The following is a 20678-nucleotide window of genomic DNA, read 5'->3' on the forward strand; positions in this document are numbered from 1 at the left end:
ATTTTTGATTTTATCTGTTCGTACAAAGCAGAGAAAAATGTGTATTTTTGAGCCTTAAAGTTCTAATAATGGGTAAAATCATAGGAATCGCTAACCAAAAGGGAGGCGTTGGTAAAACAACCACTGCTGTAAATCTTGCAGCTGCACTGGGTGTTTTGGAAAAGAAAATTTTAATTATCGATGCTGATCCTCAGGCTAATGCAACTTCAGGATTGGGTGTTGATGATGTGCAGTATTCTACCTATAATCTATTGGAACACAGTGTGGATACCAGAAACTGTATAAAACAGACTTCCACGCCCAATCTTGATATTGTACCTTCTCATATTGATCTTGTTGCAGCCGAAATTGAGCTCGTAGACAAGGTTAACAGAGAATACATGATGAAAAAAGCGTTGCAGAGCGTAAAAGACGATTACGATTACATCATTATCGACTGCGCACCAAGTTTAGGTTTAATTACTGTAAATGCACTTACTGCAGCAGATTCAGTTATCATTCCGATTCAGTGCGAGTATTTTGCATTGGAAGGTTTGGGGAAACTTTTGAATACCATTAAAAACGTTCAGAAAATTCACAACAAAGATCTTGATATTGAAGGTTTGCTTCTGACGATGTACGACAGCCGTCTGAGACTTTCTAATCAGGTAGTGGAAGAGGTAAATTCCCATTTCCCTGAAATGGTTTTTGAAACCATCATCAGCAGAAACGTAAGACTGAGTGAAGCACCAAGCTTCGGGGAAAGTATTTTGAATTACGATGCAGAGAGTAAAGGTGCAATTCAATACATCCAGCTGGCTGAAGAAGTATTATTGAAAAACGAAAAATTAGTAAAAAATTAAAATAATAGTATAGCTTTTAAGTTATCATTTATCATACATCAATCATCATTTATAAAGAATGAAAGACAGAAAAAGAGCAATGGGTAGAGGGTTAGGCGCTATTTTAAGTGCAGAATCCAAAGCAACAATCAATTCTGCTACCGATGAAGGTGCAGATAAATTTGTGGGAAATATCGTAGAGGTTGCCCTTGAAGATATTTATCCGAATCCGACCCAGCCAAGAACTTATTTTGACGAAAAAGCATTAAACGAACTTGCGCAATCTATCACAAATTTAGGGGTTATTCAGCCCATTACTTTGAGAAAAGACGGTGAAAAGTTTGAAATTATTTCGGGAGAAAGACGTTTCCGTGCCAGTAAAATTGCGGGTCTTACTTCAATTCCTGCTTATATCCGATTGGTAAACGATCAGGAGCTTCTGGAGATGGCTCTTGTTGAAAATATTCAAAGAGAAGATCTTGATGCCATTGAAATTGCTTTGACCTACGAAAGACTGATGGATGAAATCGGTCTTACGCAGGAAAATTTAAGCCAGAGAGTTGGGAAAGACAGAAGTACAATTACCAATTCGATCAGGCTTTTAAGATTGAGTCCGGATATTCAGAACGCCATCAGAAGTGGTGAAATCTCTGCAGGCCACGGCCGCGCCATCATCAGTCTTGAAACTGAAGAACATCAGCAGATTTTATTTGATTTAATTATCAAGGAAAAACTGAATGTAAGACAGGCAGAACAAGCTGCAACAGCAATCAAAAATCCAAAATCTCCTGCTGCAAAAAGAGCAAAAGCCGAGCTTTCAAATAATTTTAAAAGAGCTCAGAAAACCATTTCTGATATTTTGGATGTTAAAGTTGAAATCAAAACTACTGGGACGGGAAAGAAAGGTAAATTAATTCTCGATTTTAAAAACGAAGATGAACTTGAGTATATTTTGTCTCATATCAAGTAAATGAAAAAATTACTCGTCACTTTTTTAGTAACTATTTTCAGTTTGAGTTTTGCTCAGATTGGAACTCCCACTGATTCTCTTCGTCTGGATCATTATGCAAAAGACAGTATTCCTGCTGCGAAGCCTAAAAATGATGCCAATATTGTAGCGGAAATTGAAAAGGCTAATGCGCCTTCAAAGGTTAAAGTAACCAAACTGAATCCTACCAAAGCCGGTCTGTACTCAGCGGTTTTACCGGGATTGGGGCAGGTTTATAATAAAAAATACTGGAAAGTTCCCATTGTTTTGGGAGCAGTTGGTGCCGGTGCCGGTATAGCCATTTGGAATCAAAATCAATATTTGAAATACCGTGAATATTACATCGCAAAACTGAACGGTACTCCTAATGAATTTGTGGATGCCAGACCACATTTAGATAAAATTGCTTTGGGAAATGCACAGGACAGGGTAAAAAGGCAACGAGATTATGCCATTGCGATTACAGGATTAATCTATATTTTAAATATTGTAGATGCTGTAGTTGATGCACATCTTTACGAAGGCAGAAAAGATCCCGATCTTACTTTTGCGCCCGCTGTTATTTACGATAACTTCAGAACTGAACCTCCAAAAACAGGTTTGGCTTTAAATTTTAGATTTTAAATTAAGAAAAATTCAACCGTAATCATCGTACATTACGGTTTTATACATTAAATAGTACACATGAAAATAGCATTAGTTGGATACGGAAAGATGGGAAAAATAATTGAAGAGATTGCTCAAAAGAGAGGTCATGAGATTGTTGCCCGTTTAAAAGAAACACCAACCGCTGAAAATCTTAACAATCCGGATGTTGTGATTGAATTTTCTGTTCCTGAAGCGGCATTCAGCAATATCAAAGCATGTCTTGAAAATAAAATTCCGGTAATTTCGGGAACCACTGGATGGCTCGAAAAAAGAGCGGAAATCGACAGCATTGCTTTAGAAAACGGAACTGCATTTTTGTACGGCTCCAATTTCAGTTTAGGGGTAAACCTTTTCTTTGCTTTAAATGAAAAGCTGGCTGATTTGATGAAAAATGTTGATGAATACAACTGTCAGCTGGAAGAAATTCATCACATTCACAAAAAAGATGCACCGAGCGGAACGGCTATTTCGATTGCCGAAGGAATTTTCAAACATAATCCAAAATTTGATGCCTGGAAATTAGAGGAAACCAAAGATAACCAATTGGGGATTTTTGCAATCCGTGAAGATGAAGTTCCGGGAACGCACAGCGTTTATTACAGAAGTGAAGTGGATGAAATTGAAATTAAACATACAGCATTCAACAGAAACGGTTTTGCACTCGGTGCTGTAGTCGCTGCAGAATTTATAAAAGACAAAAAAGGAATTTTTACGATGAATGACGTTTTAGGACTTTAATTCTGTAACAAAAATCGGGTATTAATTACTAATAACAGAGAATTGTGTAAACCCAAATTACTTATTACACATTCTCATTAATCATATTTAAAGATCAGGCACAAAGTTTATGAATTACTTTTTAACCTACGCAGTTTACGTTCTCATTTTATCTGTATTGATGGGACTTTCAACGTGGAAACTGTTCAAAAAAATGGGATATAATCCTGCTTTTGCGTTTATACCTTTTTACAATTACTTTATTATTTTAAAGGAAACAAAACATCCTAAATGGTGGGCAATTCTGTCTTACCTTCCGATTGTAGGGCCAATTATGATGTCGGTTTTTCATATTTATTTAATGAAAAAATTCGGGAAGACTTTGGTTCAGCATCAGATTCTTACCGTGATTTTGCCATTTATTTACATGGCGTCAGTAAACTATTCGAAAGATGCAGAGATTGAAGATGAGGAGGCAAAAAACATGTTCTTAACTGACGAAGAAAAAGCTGCGAAAAAGAAAGATTCATTTATGGGATCTATTACTTTTGCGGTGGTTTTCGCAACCATCATTCACGTTTTTGTAACGCAGCCATTCGGAATTCCAACAGGATCGATGGAAAGAACTTTGCTTGTTGGTGATTTCCTTTTTGTGAACAAATGGAGCTACGGTTACAGAATGCCGATGCGTCCTTTGGCAATACCTTTCTTACAGGGAACTATTTATGATTTTCAAAAAGACGGAAATCCTAAAAATGACGGAAAATCTTATGTTGACGGTGTAAAATTACCTTACGAGAGAATTTTTCAGTTTAATAAACCTCAGAGAAACGATATTGTAGTTTTCAATTACCCTCAGGATTCAGTTCATACAGCAATCGACAGAAAAGATCCTTACGTGAAAAGATGTGTGGCTGTTGCGGGTGAAACTTTTGAAATGCGTGGAGGAAGACTGTTTGTTAACGGCAAACCAGAGACTGTTCTTGGTGATCAGGAAAGACAGCACAGATTTATAGTGAAAACGGGAAGTCAGTTAGATATTCCAGGATTATATGATATTTACGGATTTTTGCCTGTACAGGAAATTCCGGACGGTAATGGATTTATCTATGCTTTTCAGGGTCTCACAGATAAAACTGCAGCTGAAATTAAAAAACTTCCTCAGGTAACTGAAATGAAGGAGGATATTATGCAAAAAGGTCAAGCAGCAATTGCATACAAAGACGAGAATAAAACAAAAATTGATACAACGCAGTCAATTTTCCCTGTCAACAAAGCATGGAATCAGGATTGGTACGGTCCGGTACGAATTCCTAAAAAAGGAGACGTGGTTGCCATCAATAAAGAAACTTTACCAATGTACCGCTGGATAATTTCTGAATACGAGCATAACAGCGTTTCAGAAAATAACGGTCAGATTTTAATTAACAACCAACCTGCCACAAATTACACCATCAAACAAGATTACTATATGATGGTAGGAGACAACAGAGACGCTTCATTGGATGCAAGATTCTTTGGTTTTGTACCTGAAGAAAACATTGTAGGTAAACCATTATTTACGTGGATGAGTTTAGAAGGAGCGTTCACAGATAATGGCTCTAGCTATCAGGCAAATAAAGGTGGTTTTTTTGGAATGAAAGTTCGTTGGGACAGAATGTTCAAAGCTACCAACACAGGAGAAGCGAATAAAACTTCGTATTGGTGGATTGCAGCGATGATTTTAATTCTTTTCTTTGGCTGGGAGTATTTTGTGAAGCTGTTTAAGAAGAATAAAACGGAAGAATAATAAAAATTTTAATCAATATAAGATGAAGTATTTGAAAAAGTACTTCATTTTTTCAATATAACAATGCAGAATATACTACTACCGGTATTTTATTTACCACCGATTTCATGGTTTTCAGAATTTTTGAATGATGAAAATGAAATCATCTTCGAGCAGTTTGAGAACTTTCCAAAACAAACTTACAGAAACCGTTGCAACATCTACGGAGCCAACGGCAGGCTTTCGCTCATTATTCCAATCAATCACAACGGCGTGAGAGTTTATAAAGATGTTGAAATGTCTTATCGTGAAAACTGGCAGCATCTTCATTGGAAATCTATAAAAACAGCGTACCAGAGTTCACCTTATTTTGAATACTACGAAGATAAGCTGGTAAAGATGTTTGAGACAAAAGAAAAATTTCTTTTGGATTTTAATTTAAAAAGTCTTGAAATCATTCAGCAGATTCTGAAATCACAAAAGGCATATTCTTTGAATACAGAATACATCAAAAATCCGGAAGTATTGAATTTCAGAGAGAAATTTTCAGCAAAAAACGAGTCTGAATATGAGATGGAAGAGTATTATCAGACATTTTCAGATAAGCTTGGTTTTATCAAAGATTTATCCATAATTGATCTTCTTTGTAACAAAGGTCCGGAATCAGCTACTTATATTAAAAATGTAAAAAAATAATTCCTGGATGAAGATGTATTTCTTAAGATTTAAAATTTATTTTAAGATAATCAACTTTCATCTGATTTAAAAAATGTAATTATCAGCTTATGAAAAAATTATTCTTAGCAGCGGTTTTTCTTACAGGTTTCACCATGTCTTATGCACAGGAAACTTCTGCAAAAGCGACAGATCCGAAATCGGATAAAGATCTGATGACCTGGTATCACAAAGATTTTGCTACCACAAAAGTATACGGAGTAAACACGGAGAACGCTTATAAATTTTTAGAATCTAAAGGTTTAAAGCCAAAAACAGTTATTGTTGGTGTTTTAGACAGTGGTGTACAGGTAGATCATCCGGGATTGGCAAAAAATATGTGGTCAAATCCAAATGAAGTTCCAAACAATGGTAAAGATGATGATAACAACGGTTACATCGATGATATCCACGGATGGAGTTTTATTGGAGGAAAAAATGGCGACATCGATGTAGACAATATGGAAGTAACACGTGTTGTTGCGAAATACAAACCGATTTTTGAAGGTGATGACTCCACTAGGAATAAAGCTAATCAGGCAAAAATGCCGGAAGAATTTGCAATGTACATGAAGTCAAAAGAAATGTACGGCAAAAAAAGTGTTGAAGGACAACAGAGCGTGAAATTATATACTATGATTCAGGAATCAATTCCTACCATGGTAAAAATGCTGAATGGAAAGCCTTTCACTGCTGAAACGGTAAAAGCCATCAAACCGGCTGATCAAAATGAAGCCAGAGCTTTACAGGTAATGACTCAGGTGGTGAATAATCCTGAATTTGCCGGAAAATCTGCAACAGATTTCGAAAAGACAATGAAAGAGCAGATGAAAGAAGCGCTAGACCATTTTACACCAATGGCGCAGCAGTACGATATTAATTTCGATCCAAGAAAAGAAATTGTAGGAGACAACTATGACGATTATTCTGAGAAAAAATATGGTAATAACCATTATGAAGGTCCTGATGCGACACACGGGACTCACGTTGCCGGCATTATCGCAGGTCTTCCTCAGGGAAAAGAAGTTCAGTACGGTGTGGCTTCGAAAGTAGCAAAAATTATGTCTGTACGTACAGTGCCAAACGGTGATGAAAGAGATAAGGATGTTGCCAATGCAATCAGATACGCAGTAGACAATGGAGCGAAAGTTCTGAATATGTCTTTCGGAAAGCCGGTTTCTCCAGGTAAGAATGTAGTTTGGGATGCTTTTAAATATGCTGAGGATAAAGGTGTTCTTTTGGTAAAAGCTGCAGGAAACGAAAATCAGGATGTTGCTGAGCACACAGCATACCCTACCAACTTTAAAAATGCTACAGACGCAGCGCCTTTCGTAAGCAATGTTTTGGTAGTGGGAGCTAGTACAAATGACAGTGCATCTCTAAGAGCTGGTTTCTCTAACTATAACAAAAAAATGGTCAACGTTTTTGCTCCGGGTCAGGAAATTTATTCTACAACTCCAAAAAATGAGTACCAGTATTTACAGGGAACTTCAATGGCTTCTCCGGTAGTTGCGGGAGCTGCAGCAGTACTTCTGGCTTACATGCCAAATCTTACACCAGCTCAGATCATTGAGTCTTTAACAAAGTCAAGCAACCTGAGTACAGTAGGTACTTTCGCAGATTATTCTCAGGCCGGAGGTGTTATCGATCTTAAAAAAGCCGCAGAATATGCATTCGCAAATTATTATAAAGGAAATACAGGTAAAGCAAGTAAGCCTGCCAAAGCTGCAAAAAAGGCAGTGAGAAAATAAACTTTAGCATTATACAACTTGAAAAGTCCGCAATTTTTTGCGGACTTTTTTCATTTTTGTGGCATCTTGGCACACTTTTTTATGTCTTTAAATTTTTATTAAATAATTAAACAGAAATTATGAAAAAGCTAGTATTAACGGGTTTTGTAGGCATTTCGCTTCTAAACCTTTCCTGCTCAGGAGTGAAGAATGCAGGAAACGCACAGCAAAACAGATCCGAATTTCTTAAAATGAAAGGTGATTATGATATTGTGAGTATAGATTATGACAAGAAATTCAAAATAAAACCTTTCGATGATGGTATTGATGCACAGTGCTTTGTAGGAAGTCACTGGAGGTTGATCCCAAATAATTATACCGGAGCTTATACCATCAATGGTGGCGGAAACTGTGGCGGTGGATTCACACAGCCTATTAAAATTGATGTAGTGAACGGATCTACTTTTAATTTCAAAAAGATCGCAGACGGTACCAAAGCTAAACAAAATACGGCTGGTTATACTTTAACGCTCGTAAAACAGGCTACAGACCAGTTTTCTTTAGAACAAAATATTCCTTTCGACGGTGAAAACGTAAGAGTTGTTTACAACTTCGAGAGAACAGGAATGAAATAATCAATTTTTTAAAACTTATTTGAAATGAAATTTACAAAAACATATATCGCAGGCTTCTTTTTATCATCAGCATTATTGCTTACAAGTTGTGAAGCTGTACAGAATTCTAACCACCAGCAAAGAGGTACCGCAGTAGGTGCTGCGTCTGGTGCCGTAATCGGTGGTATCTTAGGAAACAATGTAGGGAAGGGTAAAAACGCCGCTCTCGGTGCTGTTTTAGGCGGTGTGATTGGTGGTGTTGCCGGTAACGTTATCGGTAATAAAATGGATAAGCAGGCTAAAGAAATTAAAGATACTTTACCTGGTGCGGAAGTAGAAAGAGTAGGAGACGGTATTAAAATTACCCTTAATGAGAGCATTGTAACTTTCGCTTTTAACTCTTCAGATTTAACTTCAACTGCTAAAACAAACTTAGATAAACTGGTAACGGTTCTGAAAAACAATCCAGATACAAACATCAATATTTACGGTCACACAGACAGCGTAGGTTCGGATGATTACAACCAGAAATTATCAGAAAGACGTGCCAATTCCGTGAAAGCTTATCTAAATGGAAAAGGTATCGCAACTGCAAGGCTATTTGCATTGGGTGAAGGTGAATCCAACCCTGTAGCAACCAATGATACAGATGCAGGCAGAGCACAAAACCGTAGAGTTGAATTTGCAATTACTGCAAACGAAAAAATGATCAACGATGCAGCACAGGGTCAGTAATTTATTATTGATTTATTAAAATATCCAAACCGCTTTTATAGCGGTTTTTTTGTGCAAAATCATTATTTTTGCAGCTGATTACACATAAATGAAACAATATTTAAAACTGCTTCGGGTAGAACAATGGGTTAAAAACCTATTTGTTTTTGTTCCACTCTTTTTTGCGGGTAAAGTTACCCAGACAGATCTTCTCCTCAAAAGTATTGTTGCTTTCATAGTTTTTTCGTTAGCTGCCAGTGTCGTTTACATCTTAAATGATTACAACGATATCGAAGCCGACAGAAAACATCCTGAAAAACGCAGAAGACCCCTGGCAAGCGGAGCTATTTCAAAGAAGCGGGCTTTGGTGATTTTAGCTGTTTTGGTTCTCATTAATGTGAGCTTTACTTTGGGCTCACAAATGTACTTTCAGGATAGCATGTGGAAATTCGCTGCCATTATTATGATTTATTTTCTGATGAATCTGGCTTATACTTTCAAATTGAAACATGTTCCCATCATCGATATTTTTATCATTGCAACAGGATTTGTTTTAAGAGTTCAGGCAGGCGGTTCCATCACAGGAATTAATATTTCGCAGTGGGCAGTGCTTCTTACATTTGTTCTCGCACTGGTTCTTGCCATCGGGAAAAGACGTGGAGAATTGATTAACGCTCAGGTTTCAGGGAAAACCAGAAAAGCTTTAGACGGCTACAATGTGCAGTTTGCAGATATTGCATTGTCAATTTCAGTAACTTTGGCAATCATTTGTTATCTGATGTTTACTCTTTCACCGGAAGTGCAGCAGAGATTTCACCCAAGGGTTTTTTATACCGTAATTTTTGTAGTTTTTGCTTTCTTAAGGTATCTTCAGCAGACATTGGTGTACAACCGTACAGAATCACCGACCAAAATTGTGTACCGTGACAGATATATCCAGGCAACGCTTTTATTGTGGGTCATTGCATTTTCAATCCAAATTTATTTTAAAGAATGAAACCGAATTTTGTTAAAAAAGTAACCAACTGGGGAAATTTTCCCGTGGTGGAAAAAGAAATGCGTTCGGAAGATCAGTATTCTAAAATAAAGGATTTTGTTTTAAATCACAATGAGATTATTGCCAGAGGAAATGGTCGTTGCTACGGCGATTCTTCATTGGCGGAAAGTATTTTTTCCACTAAAAAATTAAATAAATTCATCAGTTTCGACCGTTTAAACGGAATCATCGAATGTGAATCAGGCGTTCTTCTTTCTGACGTTCTGGAAATCTCTGTTCCGCAGGGGTATTTTCTTTACGTAACACCAGGAACCAAATTTATCTCTGTTGGAGGTGCTTTGGCGAGTGATGTTCATGGTAAAAATCATCATGCTGAAGGCTGTTTTTCTGAGTATGTCATCGATTTTAAACTGATGAATGAAAAAGGTGAAATCATCACCTGCTCACGGGAAGAAAATTCGGATAAATTCTGGGCAACGATCGGCGGTATGGGCCTCACCGGAATTATTCTTTCCGTTAAATTTAAATTAAAAAATATTGAGTCCGCCTACATTCGTCAGGAAAGCATTAAAGCTGAAAATCTTGACGAAATTTTCCGTCTTTTCGAAGAAAGCGAAAGCTGGACGTACACCGTCGCGTGGATAGATTGTCTGCAAAAGGGAAAAGATCTTGGAAGAAGTATTATGATGCGCGGCGAACACGCTTTTCCTCATGAACTTCCTGAAAAACTGAAGAACAATCCTTTGCGGTTGAAAAAGAAATTTTCGCCAACTGTCCCTTTTTACTTTCCGGGATTTGCGCTGAATTCTTTGACAGTAAAAATTTTTAATTATCTCTACTATAAAAAACAGGCAAAAAAGGAAGTCAAAAATTTTACAGATTACGATACATTTTTCTATCCGCTTGATTTTGTAAATGACTGGAATAAGATTTACGGAAAAAAAGGTTTCATCCAATACCAAATGATGATTCCCAAAGATAAAGGCAGAGAGGGGATGCAGAGAATTCTGGAGACGATTGCAAATTCGGGTAGCGGTTCTTTTTTAGCCGTTTTAAAACTTTACGGAAAAGAAAACCCTGAAGCTTACAACTCGTTTCCTTTCGAAGGATATTCTTTGGCTTTGGATTTTAAAGTTGATAAAAATTTAAAAAAACTTATCGGTCAGCTGGATTCAATTGTTGAAGAATATAATGGTAAAATTTATCTTACCAAAGACAGCATGAGCCGTTCTTCACTGACCAATTATCTTAAAAATGTTGAAAATCCGAAGTTCATTTCGCTTCAGCACAAAAGAATTTTAAACAATAATACAATATGATCGTTCTCGGAAGTACTTCAGAAGTAGCACAGGCATTTGTGGAAAAAGCACTTCAGGAAGGTGAAAAATTTGAAAAAATCTATCTTTTAACTTCGAGCCGGGAAGCTTCAGAAAGGTTTGCAAAGCATATTGACGTGAAATTTTTTCAGCAATCTGAAATTATTGAAATTGATCTTACAAAAGAAATAAATTATACAAAACTGGAGCAAATCAGTTCAAATCTATTATTTTGTGCAACAGGTTTTCTGGGCGAGGGTTCTGAGGAAGGACTTTATGACGATAAAAATACAGCAAGAATTATTGAAATCAATTATTCTAAACTGGTTCCGCTGATCAACTTTTTTGCACAGAAATTTGAAAGTAAAAGATCAGGAACAATCATCGGTCTGTCGTCTGTGGCAGGCGATCGCGGCAGACAAAGTAATTTTATCTACGGAAGTGCCAAAGCTGCTTTTACAGCCTATCTGAGCGGCCTTAGAAATTATCTTTTCGAAAAGAAAGTTCATGTGATGACAGTAAAACCTGGTTTTATGGATACAAAGATGACAGAAGGTTTACCGCTGAATCCTGCACTGACAGCTACGCCAAAACAAGCAGCAGATTGTATTTATAAAGCATTTAAAAAGCAAAAAAATTCTATTTATGTTTTGCCAATTTGGAGTGTTATCATGTTGATTATCAGAAATATTCCTGAATTTATATTTAAAAAACTGAAGTTGTAAAATTTTCTTACTTTGTCAAAGCTTTACAACGCAATAATTTTGCTTTGACAAAGTTTTAAATAATAAGTATTATATAACATCAGACATTAGACATCCATCATCCATCATCCAACATCCAGCTACAAATGAAAAAACTGTATTGTTTCGATTTCGACGGTACCATTACGTATAAAGATACCATGTTTATGTATCTTAAATTCTATGATTCTGCTAAATTTCGCATACAGTTTTTAAGACATATTCCGCTTTTTGTTTTGCTTAAACTGAAACTTGCTGAAACCGAAAAGGTGAAAAAAAGTTTCATCGGATCGATTTTAAAAGGTCAGGATGAAACCAAAATAAAAGAAAAATCCAAACAGTTTTTTGAGGCTCACTACCCGAAAATCGTTAGGGAAAATGCATTGGATTTCATTAAAAATATCGACAAAGAAACCACTGAAAGTTTTTTGGTAACAGCTTCTCTCGATATTTGGGCACAGCCATTTGCCGAAGCTTTCAAAATGAAATTGATTTCTACAAAAGCAGAGTTTAAAGACGGTGTTTTTACAGGAAATTTTATCGGCAAAAACTGCAATAAAGCAGAAAAACTGGAACGAATAAAAAAAGAAATTTCAGACGAAAAGTTCGATAAAATCATAGCTTTCGGAGATACTTCAGGCGACCGTCCGATGTTGAACTGGGCAAATGAAGGTCATTACCGATTTTTTCATTAATTTTGAGTCATCAAAACCGAATCAATGAACAAGTTGCTTTTTTTGTGTCTGGCTTTCATTTTAAGCTGTAAAACAAATGTTTCAGATAAACCTTATCAGGATTTAAAACCTAATATTTTAATAACCTCTTCGCAGGGCGGTGCCGAATCTGAAGGGTTTGTTATCCTTAAAGACCAACAGCAATTGTTGGCCGAAGTCGCAAAAAGAAATACCGTCGAAGACGGCGACAAGCCTGGCTATCCCGCAATTTCAGATAAAAACAAAATCATTATTTACGATTTGGGAAGTTTCAGTTCCGGTGATCACAGAATTACAGAAATTAAAAAGGCCTCAGTCGAAAATAACGTTTTAACCCTTGAAGTTCCAGAATACAAATCCGGTGGAATGGAAATTATGATGATCTCGAATCCTTGGATGCTTGTTTCTGTGCCTTCAGATAAACCTTTTACCTCAGTTAAACTTACATATTCCAAATTATAATGAATAAAATATATTTAGATAATGCTGCCACCACACCGCTTACAGAAGAGGTGATAGACGCAATGGTAAGCACAATGAAAATCAATTTCGGAAATCCTTCATCCACACACAGTTTTGGTCAGGAAGCTAAAATTTTGATTGAAAATGTGAGAAGGCAGGTTGCAGATTATCTTCATGTAAGTCCGGCTGAGATTATTTTCACTTCCTGCGGTACAGAATCCAACAATATGATTATTAAATCTGCTGTTTCGCATTTGGGTGTTGAAAGAATTATCAGTTCCCCAATGGAGCACAAATGTGTTTCTGAAAGTATTTTGGATATGAAATCCCGAAAAGGAGTAGAGGTAAATTACATCCGTCCCAACGAAAAAGGCGATATCGATTTAGCCAAACTGGAAGAGCTTTTAAAAAATTCAGATAAAAAAACGTTGGTGAGCTTAATGCACGCCAACAACGAAATCGGAAATTTAATTGACATCAAAAAGGTGGCTGAACTTTGTAAAGAGAATAATGCACTTTTCCATTCAGATACGGTGCAGACGATGGCTCACATGCCTCTAGATTTTGAAGACATCAAAGTAGATTTTGCGTCATGCAGCGCACACAAGTTTCACGGTCCGAAAGGAGTTGGTTTTGCTTTCATAAGAAAGTCAAGCGGTTTAAAGGGAATCATAACAGGAGGTCCTCAGGAAAGAAGTTTAAGAGCGGGCACGGAAAATGTTGCTGGAATTGTCGGTTTAGGCAAAGCTTTGGAAATTTCATTAAATAAGATGGATGAATTTTCAGACCACATGCAGACTATTAAAGATTATACAAAAGAAAAACTTTCGGAAGCAATTCCAGGCATCAAATTCAATGGAAGAAGTGCTGAAAAAGAAAACAGTCTTTACACTGTTTTAAGTGCCTTATTGCCCTATAAAAACCCATTAATCGGTCTTCAGTTGGATATGAAAGGAATTGCCATTTCTCAGGGTAGTGCTTGTTCTTCCGGAGCGTCAAAACCTTCAATGGTGATGATGATGGTACTTTCAGAAGATGAAATGGATAACTGCACACCTTTACGCATCTCATTCAGCCACATGACAACCAAAGAAGATATTGATGCATTTGTCGCAGCACTTGCGGAGATTTCGGCAGATTTTTTGGTTATAGAAAAAACTAATGTTGAGCATAGATAGGCTTATCAGAGAAAAGAAGTAATTTTGATCTCAGAAATCAAAGGAAAATATATTAATTAAAATAAAAGAAACAAAATGGCTTTAGAAATTACAGACAGCTCGTTCCAGGAAGTACTTAAATCAGATAAACCGGTATTGGTTGATTTTTGGGCAGTGTGGTGCGGACCGTGCAGAACATTGGGACCAATTATCGAAGAGGTTGCTGCCGATTTCGACGGTAAAGCAATCGTTGGAAAAGTAGATGTAGACAACAACCAGGATATTTCTATGAAATATGGTATCAGAAATATTCCTACAGTTCTTATTTTTAAGAATGGTGAGGTAGTAGATAAATTGGTAGGAGTAGCTCCGAAAGAAGTAATCGCTGAAAAACTGAGCGCTCATTTATAAAAAAATAAGTTTGATAATGAATGCTTTCCGAATTGGAGAGCATTTTTTTTATCTAAATACTTGCAGGTTTGCAGAAATGTTGTATTTTTGCAACCACAATAACGAAAGGTATTAACCTTAGTTATGGCAAGAGATCCGGTAGTTCAGCTGGTTAGAATGCCGCCCTGTCACGGCGGAGGTCGCGGGTTCGAGTCCCGTCCGGATCGCAAAAGTTTTTACAATTTTAACTTTAAAAGAAAATTGATCCGGTAGTTCAGCTGGTTAGAATGCCGCCCTGTCACGGCGGAGGTCGCGGGTTCGAGTCCCGTCCGGATCGCTGAAAGTTTTTACAATTTTAACTTCAAAAGAAAATTGATCCGGTAGTTCAGCTGGTTAGAATGCCGCCCTGTCACGGCGGAGGTCGCGGGTTCGAGTCCCGTCCGGATCGCAAAACCTGTTTCATTTTGAGACAGGTTTTTTTTATGCAGTACCGGTTCGATTCCGATCCTGGGTACTACGGGATCAATGGGATCAATATTAAAACTTGGGGACTAAGCAAAAAGTTTTGACAGTCTGAAGAAATATTAAAACTTTATATAAAAGTTGAAAAACACAGTTGAAGATTGTCTAAGCCGTCTGTTATACTACAAAAATCTTTAATTCAATTTTGTTACCTTCTTAATGCTGAGGAAAATCATGATGAGCAAAAACGGGAAAAGAATGATCTTCAACATTCCATATATTATACTGAATCCAGAGGAATTTGAAAGTAAAAGAAAATTCAAAGGTATCAGCAGTCTGCTTTCATTTGTTTTTGGATTGTGAAATATCTTAAAGTTCCTGTCTTTTATATAATTTGTAACCTCTTGTCTTAGTTTTAAATTGGAATCTTTAATTTCGTTGTCAGAAGCCCAAAAAATCGAATGTGACCTTCTGTCGATTACACCAATCGCAGTCCGGCTAAATTTTTGACTGCCGGCAATGTAATGATAACTGATATCTGCTGTAGATTTTCTGCTTTTTCCTCCTTTCCAGCTTATGTTGAAGTCATACACCTGACCTTTCAATCGAGTCCAGTTAGGGTGTGTAAGTTCAAATTCGCAGCACTGAATTTTTGGGGAAATAGAATATGTAAACAAAATACCAAGATAAATGGGTGCTAAAACAAAAAGAAATTTTTTCCTGAAAATATTATTACGAAAAATCAGATAGTACACAATAAAACTAATTAAAAATGCAAAAATAAACAGTGAAATCGGATTGATAGCGATATAGACTAATCCCAGCAAGGGATAAATAATTTTAAATACAATAAAATCTGAAGTTTTATTTTTTGAATCGCTCTGCATTCTGTTCATTTTATAAATTTAGCGGGAAGCTAATGCCATTTGAAGCATAATGATGACGCACTTATGTACTCAAATCCGTATCATCCCAACTCTCACCTTTAGAAAGCATCCACGTTAAAGCATGTCTGCGCTCATGAATTACACCCCCGTTTGCAATGGTATCAAAACCTTCAGGAACCGTTTTGCCGCCCAATTGTGCGCTTCTTACTGCGTTATGGATGCAGTAAAATAAATCTTCCTTCTTCATCAGTTCATCTTCAGATATTAAATCTCTATTTTTCATCCAGTCTTCTACAATCTCATCGAGTGGACAGGCGTATTCATTCATTATTTCCTGCATCTGCCCGCCGGTCATCATCTCTCCTGTAAAGTCAGGTTCTTTGTAGCCGAAATACCACGCAAGTGGCCACGCATTTTCAAATTTCCAGCCGATTAAGTTTCTTGCTTCGTTATCATCCCGAGGTGATTCCAGAATCAGTTTTTCGTCATCAGCAATATAATTTTCAAGCTGGTTTCGTTCTACAAAATTCAGAATTATGTCACCGGGAAGATTTTCCTCCGGAACCATCAGCCAGAGAACAATAGCTTTGATCGCATGAAGCCTCTTGGCAATTTCAATGGCAGGACGGATTTCTGTTTCAAGCTCTGTGGGAAGAGAATTGGCAGGCCTAAAACCTGCGTACAGACAAACTGAGAGATTTTCAAGTCTGGTTGCTGTCATCCATGGTATTTTCCTGTATGAATCAATCAGATTTTCAATCTCAAAACTTTTTTCCTCTTTGTGATTTTCAGTGTGGCCTAAAATTTTTTTGAAAAAGCTCATAATCTTCAATTTTTCTTCAGAGAATATTATTCAAATATAAAAATTTTATCCCTTTCACGTGATGCGCTTAAGATTTGCCTGATCTTTTTTTTGCATAAAATTTAAAAATATTTCGTTCAAAAGTGATAAAAGTTCCTTGGAATTATATTAAAGTTATGTTTCTTACTGAATGAATAAGCCTTCTGAATCAGTATTGATGAGCAGTAGAAGTAATTTTGGAAAATATTTTTTGAGATATTTAAAATTAAGGTCTGAATTTTGTATTTTTAGTACAGAAATCAGTATGTATGAAAAAAATATTCAGTTCAAAATTTTTAATTTATTTTTCAGTATTCAGTATCGTTTTATATTCATGTAAAAAAGAAAAACAAGAAGTTTCAGACCCAAAAGATCAAAAAATTATTTCCAAAGAAATAGCCGAAGTTGCCAAAGATCCCGATTCTGCTGTTGTAAAACCCGTAAAGGAATCTGTAGCGCCGATGATTCAGGAAAATGGTTTTTACAGCGGAATTATTTTTCCAAAAGATAAAAAACTCAGAGATTCACTTTACGCAGACTTTGAGAAGAAATACAGTGCAAAAGACAGGTATACCATTTTGGCACTCAACAGATTGGATTCCAAATTCAAAAGAAGTGCAGATACTTTGGTGATTCCTGCAACGATAGATTCTACTTTGATGTCTTATTCGCCATTTCCTTTGCAGCTTGATTTACTTTCAAATGTGAAAAAATTTGTGATATTCTCATATCCGATTCAGGCTTACGGAGTTTATTCCAATGGAAATCTGGTGAAATGGGGACCAACGAGTATGGGAAAAAAATCGGCTCAGACAACGAGAGGATTAACCTTTGCCAACTGGAAGAAAAAACTGGCCATCTCCACAGTAGACAGCGAGTGGAAACTTCCTTATAATTTTAATATTCACAATTCCGGCGGTATCGGATGGCATCAGTATGAGCTTCCTGGCTATCCCGCTTCGCATTCGTGTTTAAGACTGCTGATGAAAGATGCTCAGTGGCTGTATTCCTATGCAGATACCTGGATTTTAAATCCTGGAGGAGCTACAACAAAAGCAAAAGGAACGCCTGTAATGGTGTATGGCGATTACAAATGGGGCGGACAAAAACCGTGGAGAAAACTTCTTACAGATCCCAATGCCAATAATATTTCCGTTCAACAGATGGAAGCTTTGCTGAGTCCTCATGTCGAAAAAATGGTGAAAGAGCAGGCCAACAGGGAAAAAGTAGCAGATTCTATCTCTCAGTCTAAAGCGATAGAGGCTCAGAAAATTCAGGAGTCTGGAGAAATTGGGAGCTGATCTTTATTTTCAAACGGAAGTGTAGATTCTTCAGCAAATTTTCTCAGTTTCAGCATTTCTTCCTTTCCCTTGAACTGCCCGAATCTCGCCGCAGTATAAGTTAAACCAATAAAAAATAACATAACAAAAGACAAAGTGAGTGCCCACGGGTACTCATTTGTTTTTATCTGCTGTTCTACGTAATACATCGTAAAAAACGTCATCCAGAAAATCGTAAAAAGAAAATACAGAAACATAAAGAAAGTCCAGACCGCAGAACTTGGCCCGAAAACTCCCCGTATAACGGTTTTTTCGTCTTCAGCTTCCACTCGCAGAGCCAGCTGTGGTTTCCAGTAATTGTCGTCTTCGGTTTTCACGCAGATCGTTGCTACCTCTTTGTTTACATTTCCCTCAAATTCTCCGGCATGGGAAGAGAGATATTCTTTAAGGTTGACCGCATAATCCTCCTTCGAAAGAAGCGTAAACATCTTAAATCTTGGTCTGTTTCTTATTTTGTCTAAGGTAGTTTCTTCTGTATTCATGCTATTCCTGATAAGGTATTGGGTCTTCTAAAATAAATTTGATTTTCATCGGTTTAAACTTTCTCTCAATATCCATTTCTATAGATTTTCCATCTTCAGATTTCATCAGATCTACAATTTTCTGCATCGTCATTTCAGAAGTTTTTTTTCCGTTGATTTTTAACAGAACATCGTCTTTCTGTAAGCCTGCAAGTGCTCCGGGAGAATCTTTTCTTACTCCGGCAATCGAGAAAATTGGTTTTAAAACAAATTTATACTGTAAAGTATTTGCTACCACCTCTGTGCTTTGAAGATCCAGACTTTTCTTAGTTTCTATACGCATCAAATCCTGTTCCCATTGCATTCCATCCTGCTTAAAATCTATGCCGCTCATGTTGAAATGAAAGGGGTCATCAAAATCACGGTTTTTTTTCAGATAAAGTTTTTCATCCTGATAATCAAAAGCCACAGTAAATCTTCTCAGGATTTCACTCCCTATCGAACCTTTTCGGTCTTTCACGAGATTTAAATTCTGAATGGAATACTCGTCTGGCATTGCAATCAAGGGTTTTTCAAATTTAAATTTCCCTAAATACAAATTGTGAATACGGCTTCGCTTGCCGAAAATATCTCCATTAAATCCACGTCCCAAATAATCATCAATATTCGGGCGGTTGTACACAAAATCCTTAATCAGTTTAGGAAAAAGCCATATCGCATCGGTGTTTCCCAAATCTATGAGCAACTTTGAACTTTTAGCTTCGTTGGTCATTTCAACATCTGCGAGCAGGTAGGGCTTTGCTTTTTCTATGGTGATGGGCAGTTCGCTGAATGTTTTGATTTTATTCCTAAAGCTTATTTCATCTGGATAAATTGTTAATTTTTTTGATTCATAATTAATTATGATTTTATGATTTTTAAAAAAATGATAGCCAATAATTCCGTTCACAGGAATTCCGATGTGTGAAGAAATATTAAAATCAGGATCTGAAATAATGTAAAAAGAAAAATCGTTGTTAACTAAATTTTTGCCGATTTTAGCAGTGTTCCCTTCAGAATTAAAGCCTTCAATACTTCCGCTGGCTCCCAATCCTGTGAAAATGGTCTTCTCCAGATTGCTCAGTTTAATTTCTTTGTTTTCAAGACTGAAAATTGTAGTCTCATTTACACCGGTATCCACTAAAAATGTAAGTTCCACACCATTGACCTCAATCGGAATAAAAATTAAATTATTAATCAGCTGAAAAGAAAGTACCACTTTTTTGGGCTCGCTCATCTCAAAAGTGTTTTGAGCATTAGAAAAAATGCTCATCAGCAGAAAGATAAATAGCCCGACCGATTTCATTTAATGAATTTAATAAATTAATCGTTCGATTACGTAAAAAAAACATCTTCTGGATATGAAAATGTTTTGGATGAGTGTAATTTGTTGCCTGTGAATTATTTAGCAAAGAAATCCATCAGATCAATATAATTTTTTTGATTGACACCATGACCGTTCATATATTCTCTGAAAGAAAAATAACAACTTAAGTCATACAGCATATCTGCTGCTTTTCTGCCCCATTCTAAAGGTATAATTGCGTCGTCTGTTCCGTGAGAAATAAAAAATCTCAGATTTTCAAGCTTCTTTTTGTCTTTTACAATGTCTGTAAGAAGTTTTTCTTCAGGATAGGTGCTCATTAGGGCTACTTTATTGAAAAGTTCGGGATGCCTCAGTGCCAAAGCATAAGCAAGAATTCCACCCTGACTAAAACCGCAGAGATGTGTTTTACTTTCTGTTAAACCATAATGATTTATGATTGTCATTATATTCTCAATAAGAACCTGAACCATATCATTAGCCTGATCAGTATCGATAAAGTTTTCAGGACTGTTAAAATTAATGTCAAACCATGAAAAACCTTCATATTCTGTGCTTCCCGGCGCTCTGAAACTTATTAAAATCCAGTCTTTAGGAAGATCTTCTCTGAAACTGAAAAGATCCTGCTCATTGCTGCCGTAACCATGTAACATAAACAGGACAGGGGTGGAAGGGGTGATCTGCTCGGGTTCTCTAACGATGTAATCTAAATTCATAAAGCAAAGATAATCAAATATTCATTTTTATGATGACAAGGAACGTTTGGGATGAAAGCAAATGAATAAATTTTAATTTTGACGAATTGATAGCTTTTAATGGGCATTCTTGGAAA

22 protein-coding genes and 3 tRNA genes are annotated in these 20678 nt (G+C 36.6%); 20 read left to right on the forward strand and 5 right to left on the reverse strand.

What is annotated here, in order from left to right:
• Positions 1-68: 68 nt before the first annotated feature.
• From NG809_RS15440 to NG809_RS15530, 19 genes are all read left to right on the forward strand, one after another.
• Positions 69-842, forward strand: a complete 774-nt coding sequence (locus NG809_RS15440) for a ParA family protein (protein WP_262152146.1) — start codon at positions 69-71, stop codon at positions 840-842.
• Between the two features lie 58 nt (positions 843-900).
• Complete coding sequence (locus tag NG809_RS15445; protein WP_262152148.1) at positions 901-1791, forward strand: ParB/RepB/Spo0J family partition protein; 891 nt, start codon at positions 901-903, stop codon at positions 1789-1791.
• The gene (locus NG809_RS15450) at positions 1792-2433 is read left to right on the forward strand and encodes a DUF5683 domain-containing protein (RefSeq protein ID WP_262152150.1); all 642 of its coding nucleotides are present in this window, start codon (positions 1792-1794) and stop codon (positions 2431-2433) included. It abuts the gene before it with no gap.
• A 60-nt stretch (positions 2434-2493) separates the two neighbouring features.
• Positions 2494-3195, forward strand: a complete 702-nt coding sequence (gene dapB, locus NG809_RS15455) for a 4-hydroxy-tetrahydrodipicolinate reductase (RefSeq protein ID WP_262152152.1) — start codon at positions 2494-2496, stop codon at positions 3193-3195.
• A gap of 109 nt (positions 3196-3304) precedes the next feature.
• Positions 3305-4963, forward strand: a complete 1659-nt coding sequence (gene lepB / locus NG809_RS15460; RefSeq protein ID WP_262152154.1) for a signal peptidase I — start codon at positions 3305-3307, stop codon at positions 4961-4963.
• 63 nt (positions 4964-5026) lie between these two features.
• Positions 5027-5638, forward strand: a complete 612-nt coding sequence (locus tag NG809_RS15465; protein WP_262152155.1) for a WbqC family protein — start codon at positions 5027-5029, stop codon at positions 5636-5638.
• Between the two features lie 89 nt (positions 5639-5727).
• Positions 5728-7407 (forward strand): S8 family serine peptidase, encoded by a 1680-nt coding sequence (locus NG809_RS15470; protein ID WP_262152157.1) that lies wholly within the window; start codon positions 5728-5730, stop codon positions 7405-7407.
• Positions 7408-7526: 119 nt separating this feature from the next.
• Positions 7527-8021, forward strand: a complete 495-nt coding sequence (locus NG809_RS15475; protein WP_262152159.1) for a hypothetical protein — start codon at positions 7527-7529, stop codon at positions 8019-8021.
• A 24-nt stretch (positions 8022-8045) separates the two neighbouring features.
• A complete protein-coding gene (locus tag NG809_RS15480; protein WP_056077246.1) occupies positions 8046-8735 on the forward strand; it encodes an OmpA family protein in 690 nt (229 codons plus the stop codon).
• Positions 8736-8823: 88 nt separating this feature from the next.
• Positions 8824-9711, forward strand: coding sequence for a decaprenyl-phosphate phosphoribosyltransferase (locus NG809_RS15485; protein WP_262152163.1), 888 nt, complete (start codon positions 8824-8826; stop codon positions 9709-9711).
• On the forward strand, positions 9708-11030 hold the full coding sequence (locus tag NG809_RS15490) for an FAD-binding oxidoreductase (protein ID WP_262152165.1): 1323 nt from the start codon (positions 9708-9710) through the stop codon (positions 11028-11030). Before NG809_RS15485 ends, NG809_RS15490 begins: the two co-directional genes overlap by 4 nt.
• Positions 11027-11752: an SDR family NAD(P)-dependent oxidoreductase gene (locus tag NG809_RS15495; RefSeq protein ID WP_262152167.1), complete on the forward strand. Its 726-nt coding sequence runs from the start codon at positions 11027-11029 to the stop codon at positions 11750-11752. Before NG809_RS15490 ends, NG809_RS15495 begins: the two co-directional genes overlap by 4 nt.
• Before the next feature lie 125 nt (positions 11753-11877).
• Positions 11878-12465, forward strand: a complete 588-nt coding sequence (locus NG809_RS15500) for an HAD family hydrolase (RefSeq protein WP_262152168.1) — start codon at positions 11878-11880, stop codon at positions 12463-12465.
• Between the two features lie 24 nt (positions 12466-12489).
• The gene (locus NG809_RS15505) at positions 12490-12945 is read left to right on the forward strand and encodes a hypothetical protein (protein ID WP_262152170.1); all 456 of its coding nucleotides are present in this window, start codon (positions 12490-12492) and stop codon (positions 12943-12945) included.
• On the forward strand, positions 12945-14123 hold the full coding sequence (locus tag NG809_RS15510; protein ID WP_262152172.1) for a cysteine desulfurase family protein: 1179 nt from the start codon (positions 12945-12947) through the stop codon (positions 14121-14123). The genes NG809_RS15505 and NG809_RS15510 overlap by 1 nt, the downstream gene beginning before the upstream one ends.
• A 75-nt stretch (positions 14124-14198) precedes the next feature.
• On the forward strand, positions 14199-14513 hold the full coding sequence (gene trxA, locus NG809_RS15515; protein WP_262152174.1) for a thioredoxin: 315 nt from the start codon (positions 14199-14201) through the stop codon (positions 14511-14513).
• A gap of 132 nt (positions 14514-14645) precedes the next feature.
• Positions 14646-14719: transfer RNA gene (locus NG809_RS15520), tRNA-Asp, on the forward strand.
• Positions 14720-14755: 36 nt separating this feature from the next.
• Positions 14756-14829, forward strand: a tRNA-Asp gene (locus NG809_RS15525).
• A 37-nt stretch (positions 14830-14866) separates the two neighbouring features.
• Positions 14867-14940 (forward strand) — tRNA-Asp (locus NG809_RS15530).
• 208 nt (positions 14941-15148) lie between these two features.
• Here NG809_RS15530 and NG809_RS15535 read toward each other — a convergent pair.
• Together NG809_RS15535 and NG809_RS15540 are read right to left on the reverse strand one after the other, a co-directional pair.
• Positions 15149-15850 carry a hypothetical protein gene (locus NG809_RS15535; RefSeq protein WP_262152176.1) on the reverse strand — a complete coding sequence of 234 codons (702 nt, stop codon included), beginning with the start codon at positions 15848-15850 and terminating at the stop codon, positions 15149-15151.
• A 52-nt stretch (positions 15851-15902) separates the two neighbouring features.
• Entirely contained in the window at positions 15903-16664 is a 762-nt protein-coding gene (locus NG809_RS15540; RefSeq protein WP_262152179.1) for a DUF4272 domain-containing protein, read from the reverse strand.
• Positions 16665-16951: 287 nt separating this feature from the next.
• Between NG809_RS15540 and NG809_RS15545 the strand changes: the two genes are divergently transcribed.
• A complete protein-coding gene (locus tag NG809_RS15545; RefSeq protein ID WP_262152181.1) occupies positions 16952-17983 on the forward strand; it encodes a L,D-transpeptidase in 1032 nt (343 codons plus the stop codon).
• Here NG809_RS15545 and NG809_RS15550 read toward each other — a convergent pair.
• The 3 genes from NG809_RS15550 to NG809_RS15560 all read right to left on the reverse strand — a co-directional run bounded on the left by NG809_RS15550 (position 17956) and on the right by NG809_RS15560 (position 20562).
• Positions 17956-18504, reverse strand: a complete 549-nt coding sequence (locus NG809_RS15550) for a hypothetical protein (protein ID WP_262152183.1) — start codon at positions 18502-18504, stop codon at positions 17956-17958. The genes NG809_RS15545 and NG809_RS15550 overlap by 28 nt on opposite strands.
• A gap of 1 nt (position 18505) precedes the next feature.
• A complete protein-coding gene (locus tag NG809_RS15555) occupies positions 18506-19759 on the reverse strand; it encodes a PDZ domain-containing protein (RefSeq protein WP_262152185.1) in 1254 nt (417 codons plus the stop codon).
• A gap of 164 nt (positions 19760-19923) precedes the next feature.
• On the reverse strand, positions 19924-20562 hold the full coding sequence (locus NG809_RS15560) for an alpha/beta hydrolase (protein WP_262152187.1): 639 nt from the start codon (positions 20560-20562) through the stop codon (positions 19924-19926).
• Between the last annotated feature and the right edge of the window lie 116 nt (positions 20563-20678).

This window comes from Chryseobacterium foetidum (assembly GCF_025457425.1).
GTDB classification, from domain to species: domain Bacteria; phylum Bacteroidota; class Bacteroidia; order Flavobacteriales; family Weeksellaceae; genus Chryseobacterium; species Chryseobacterium foetidum.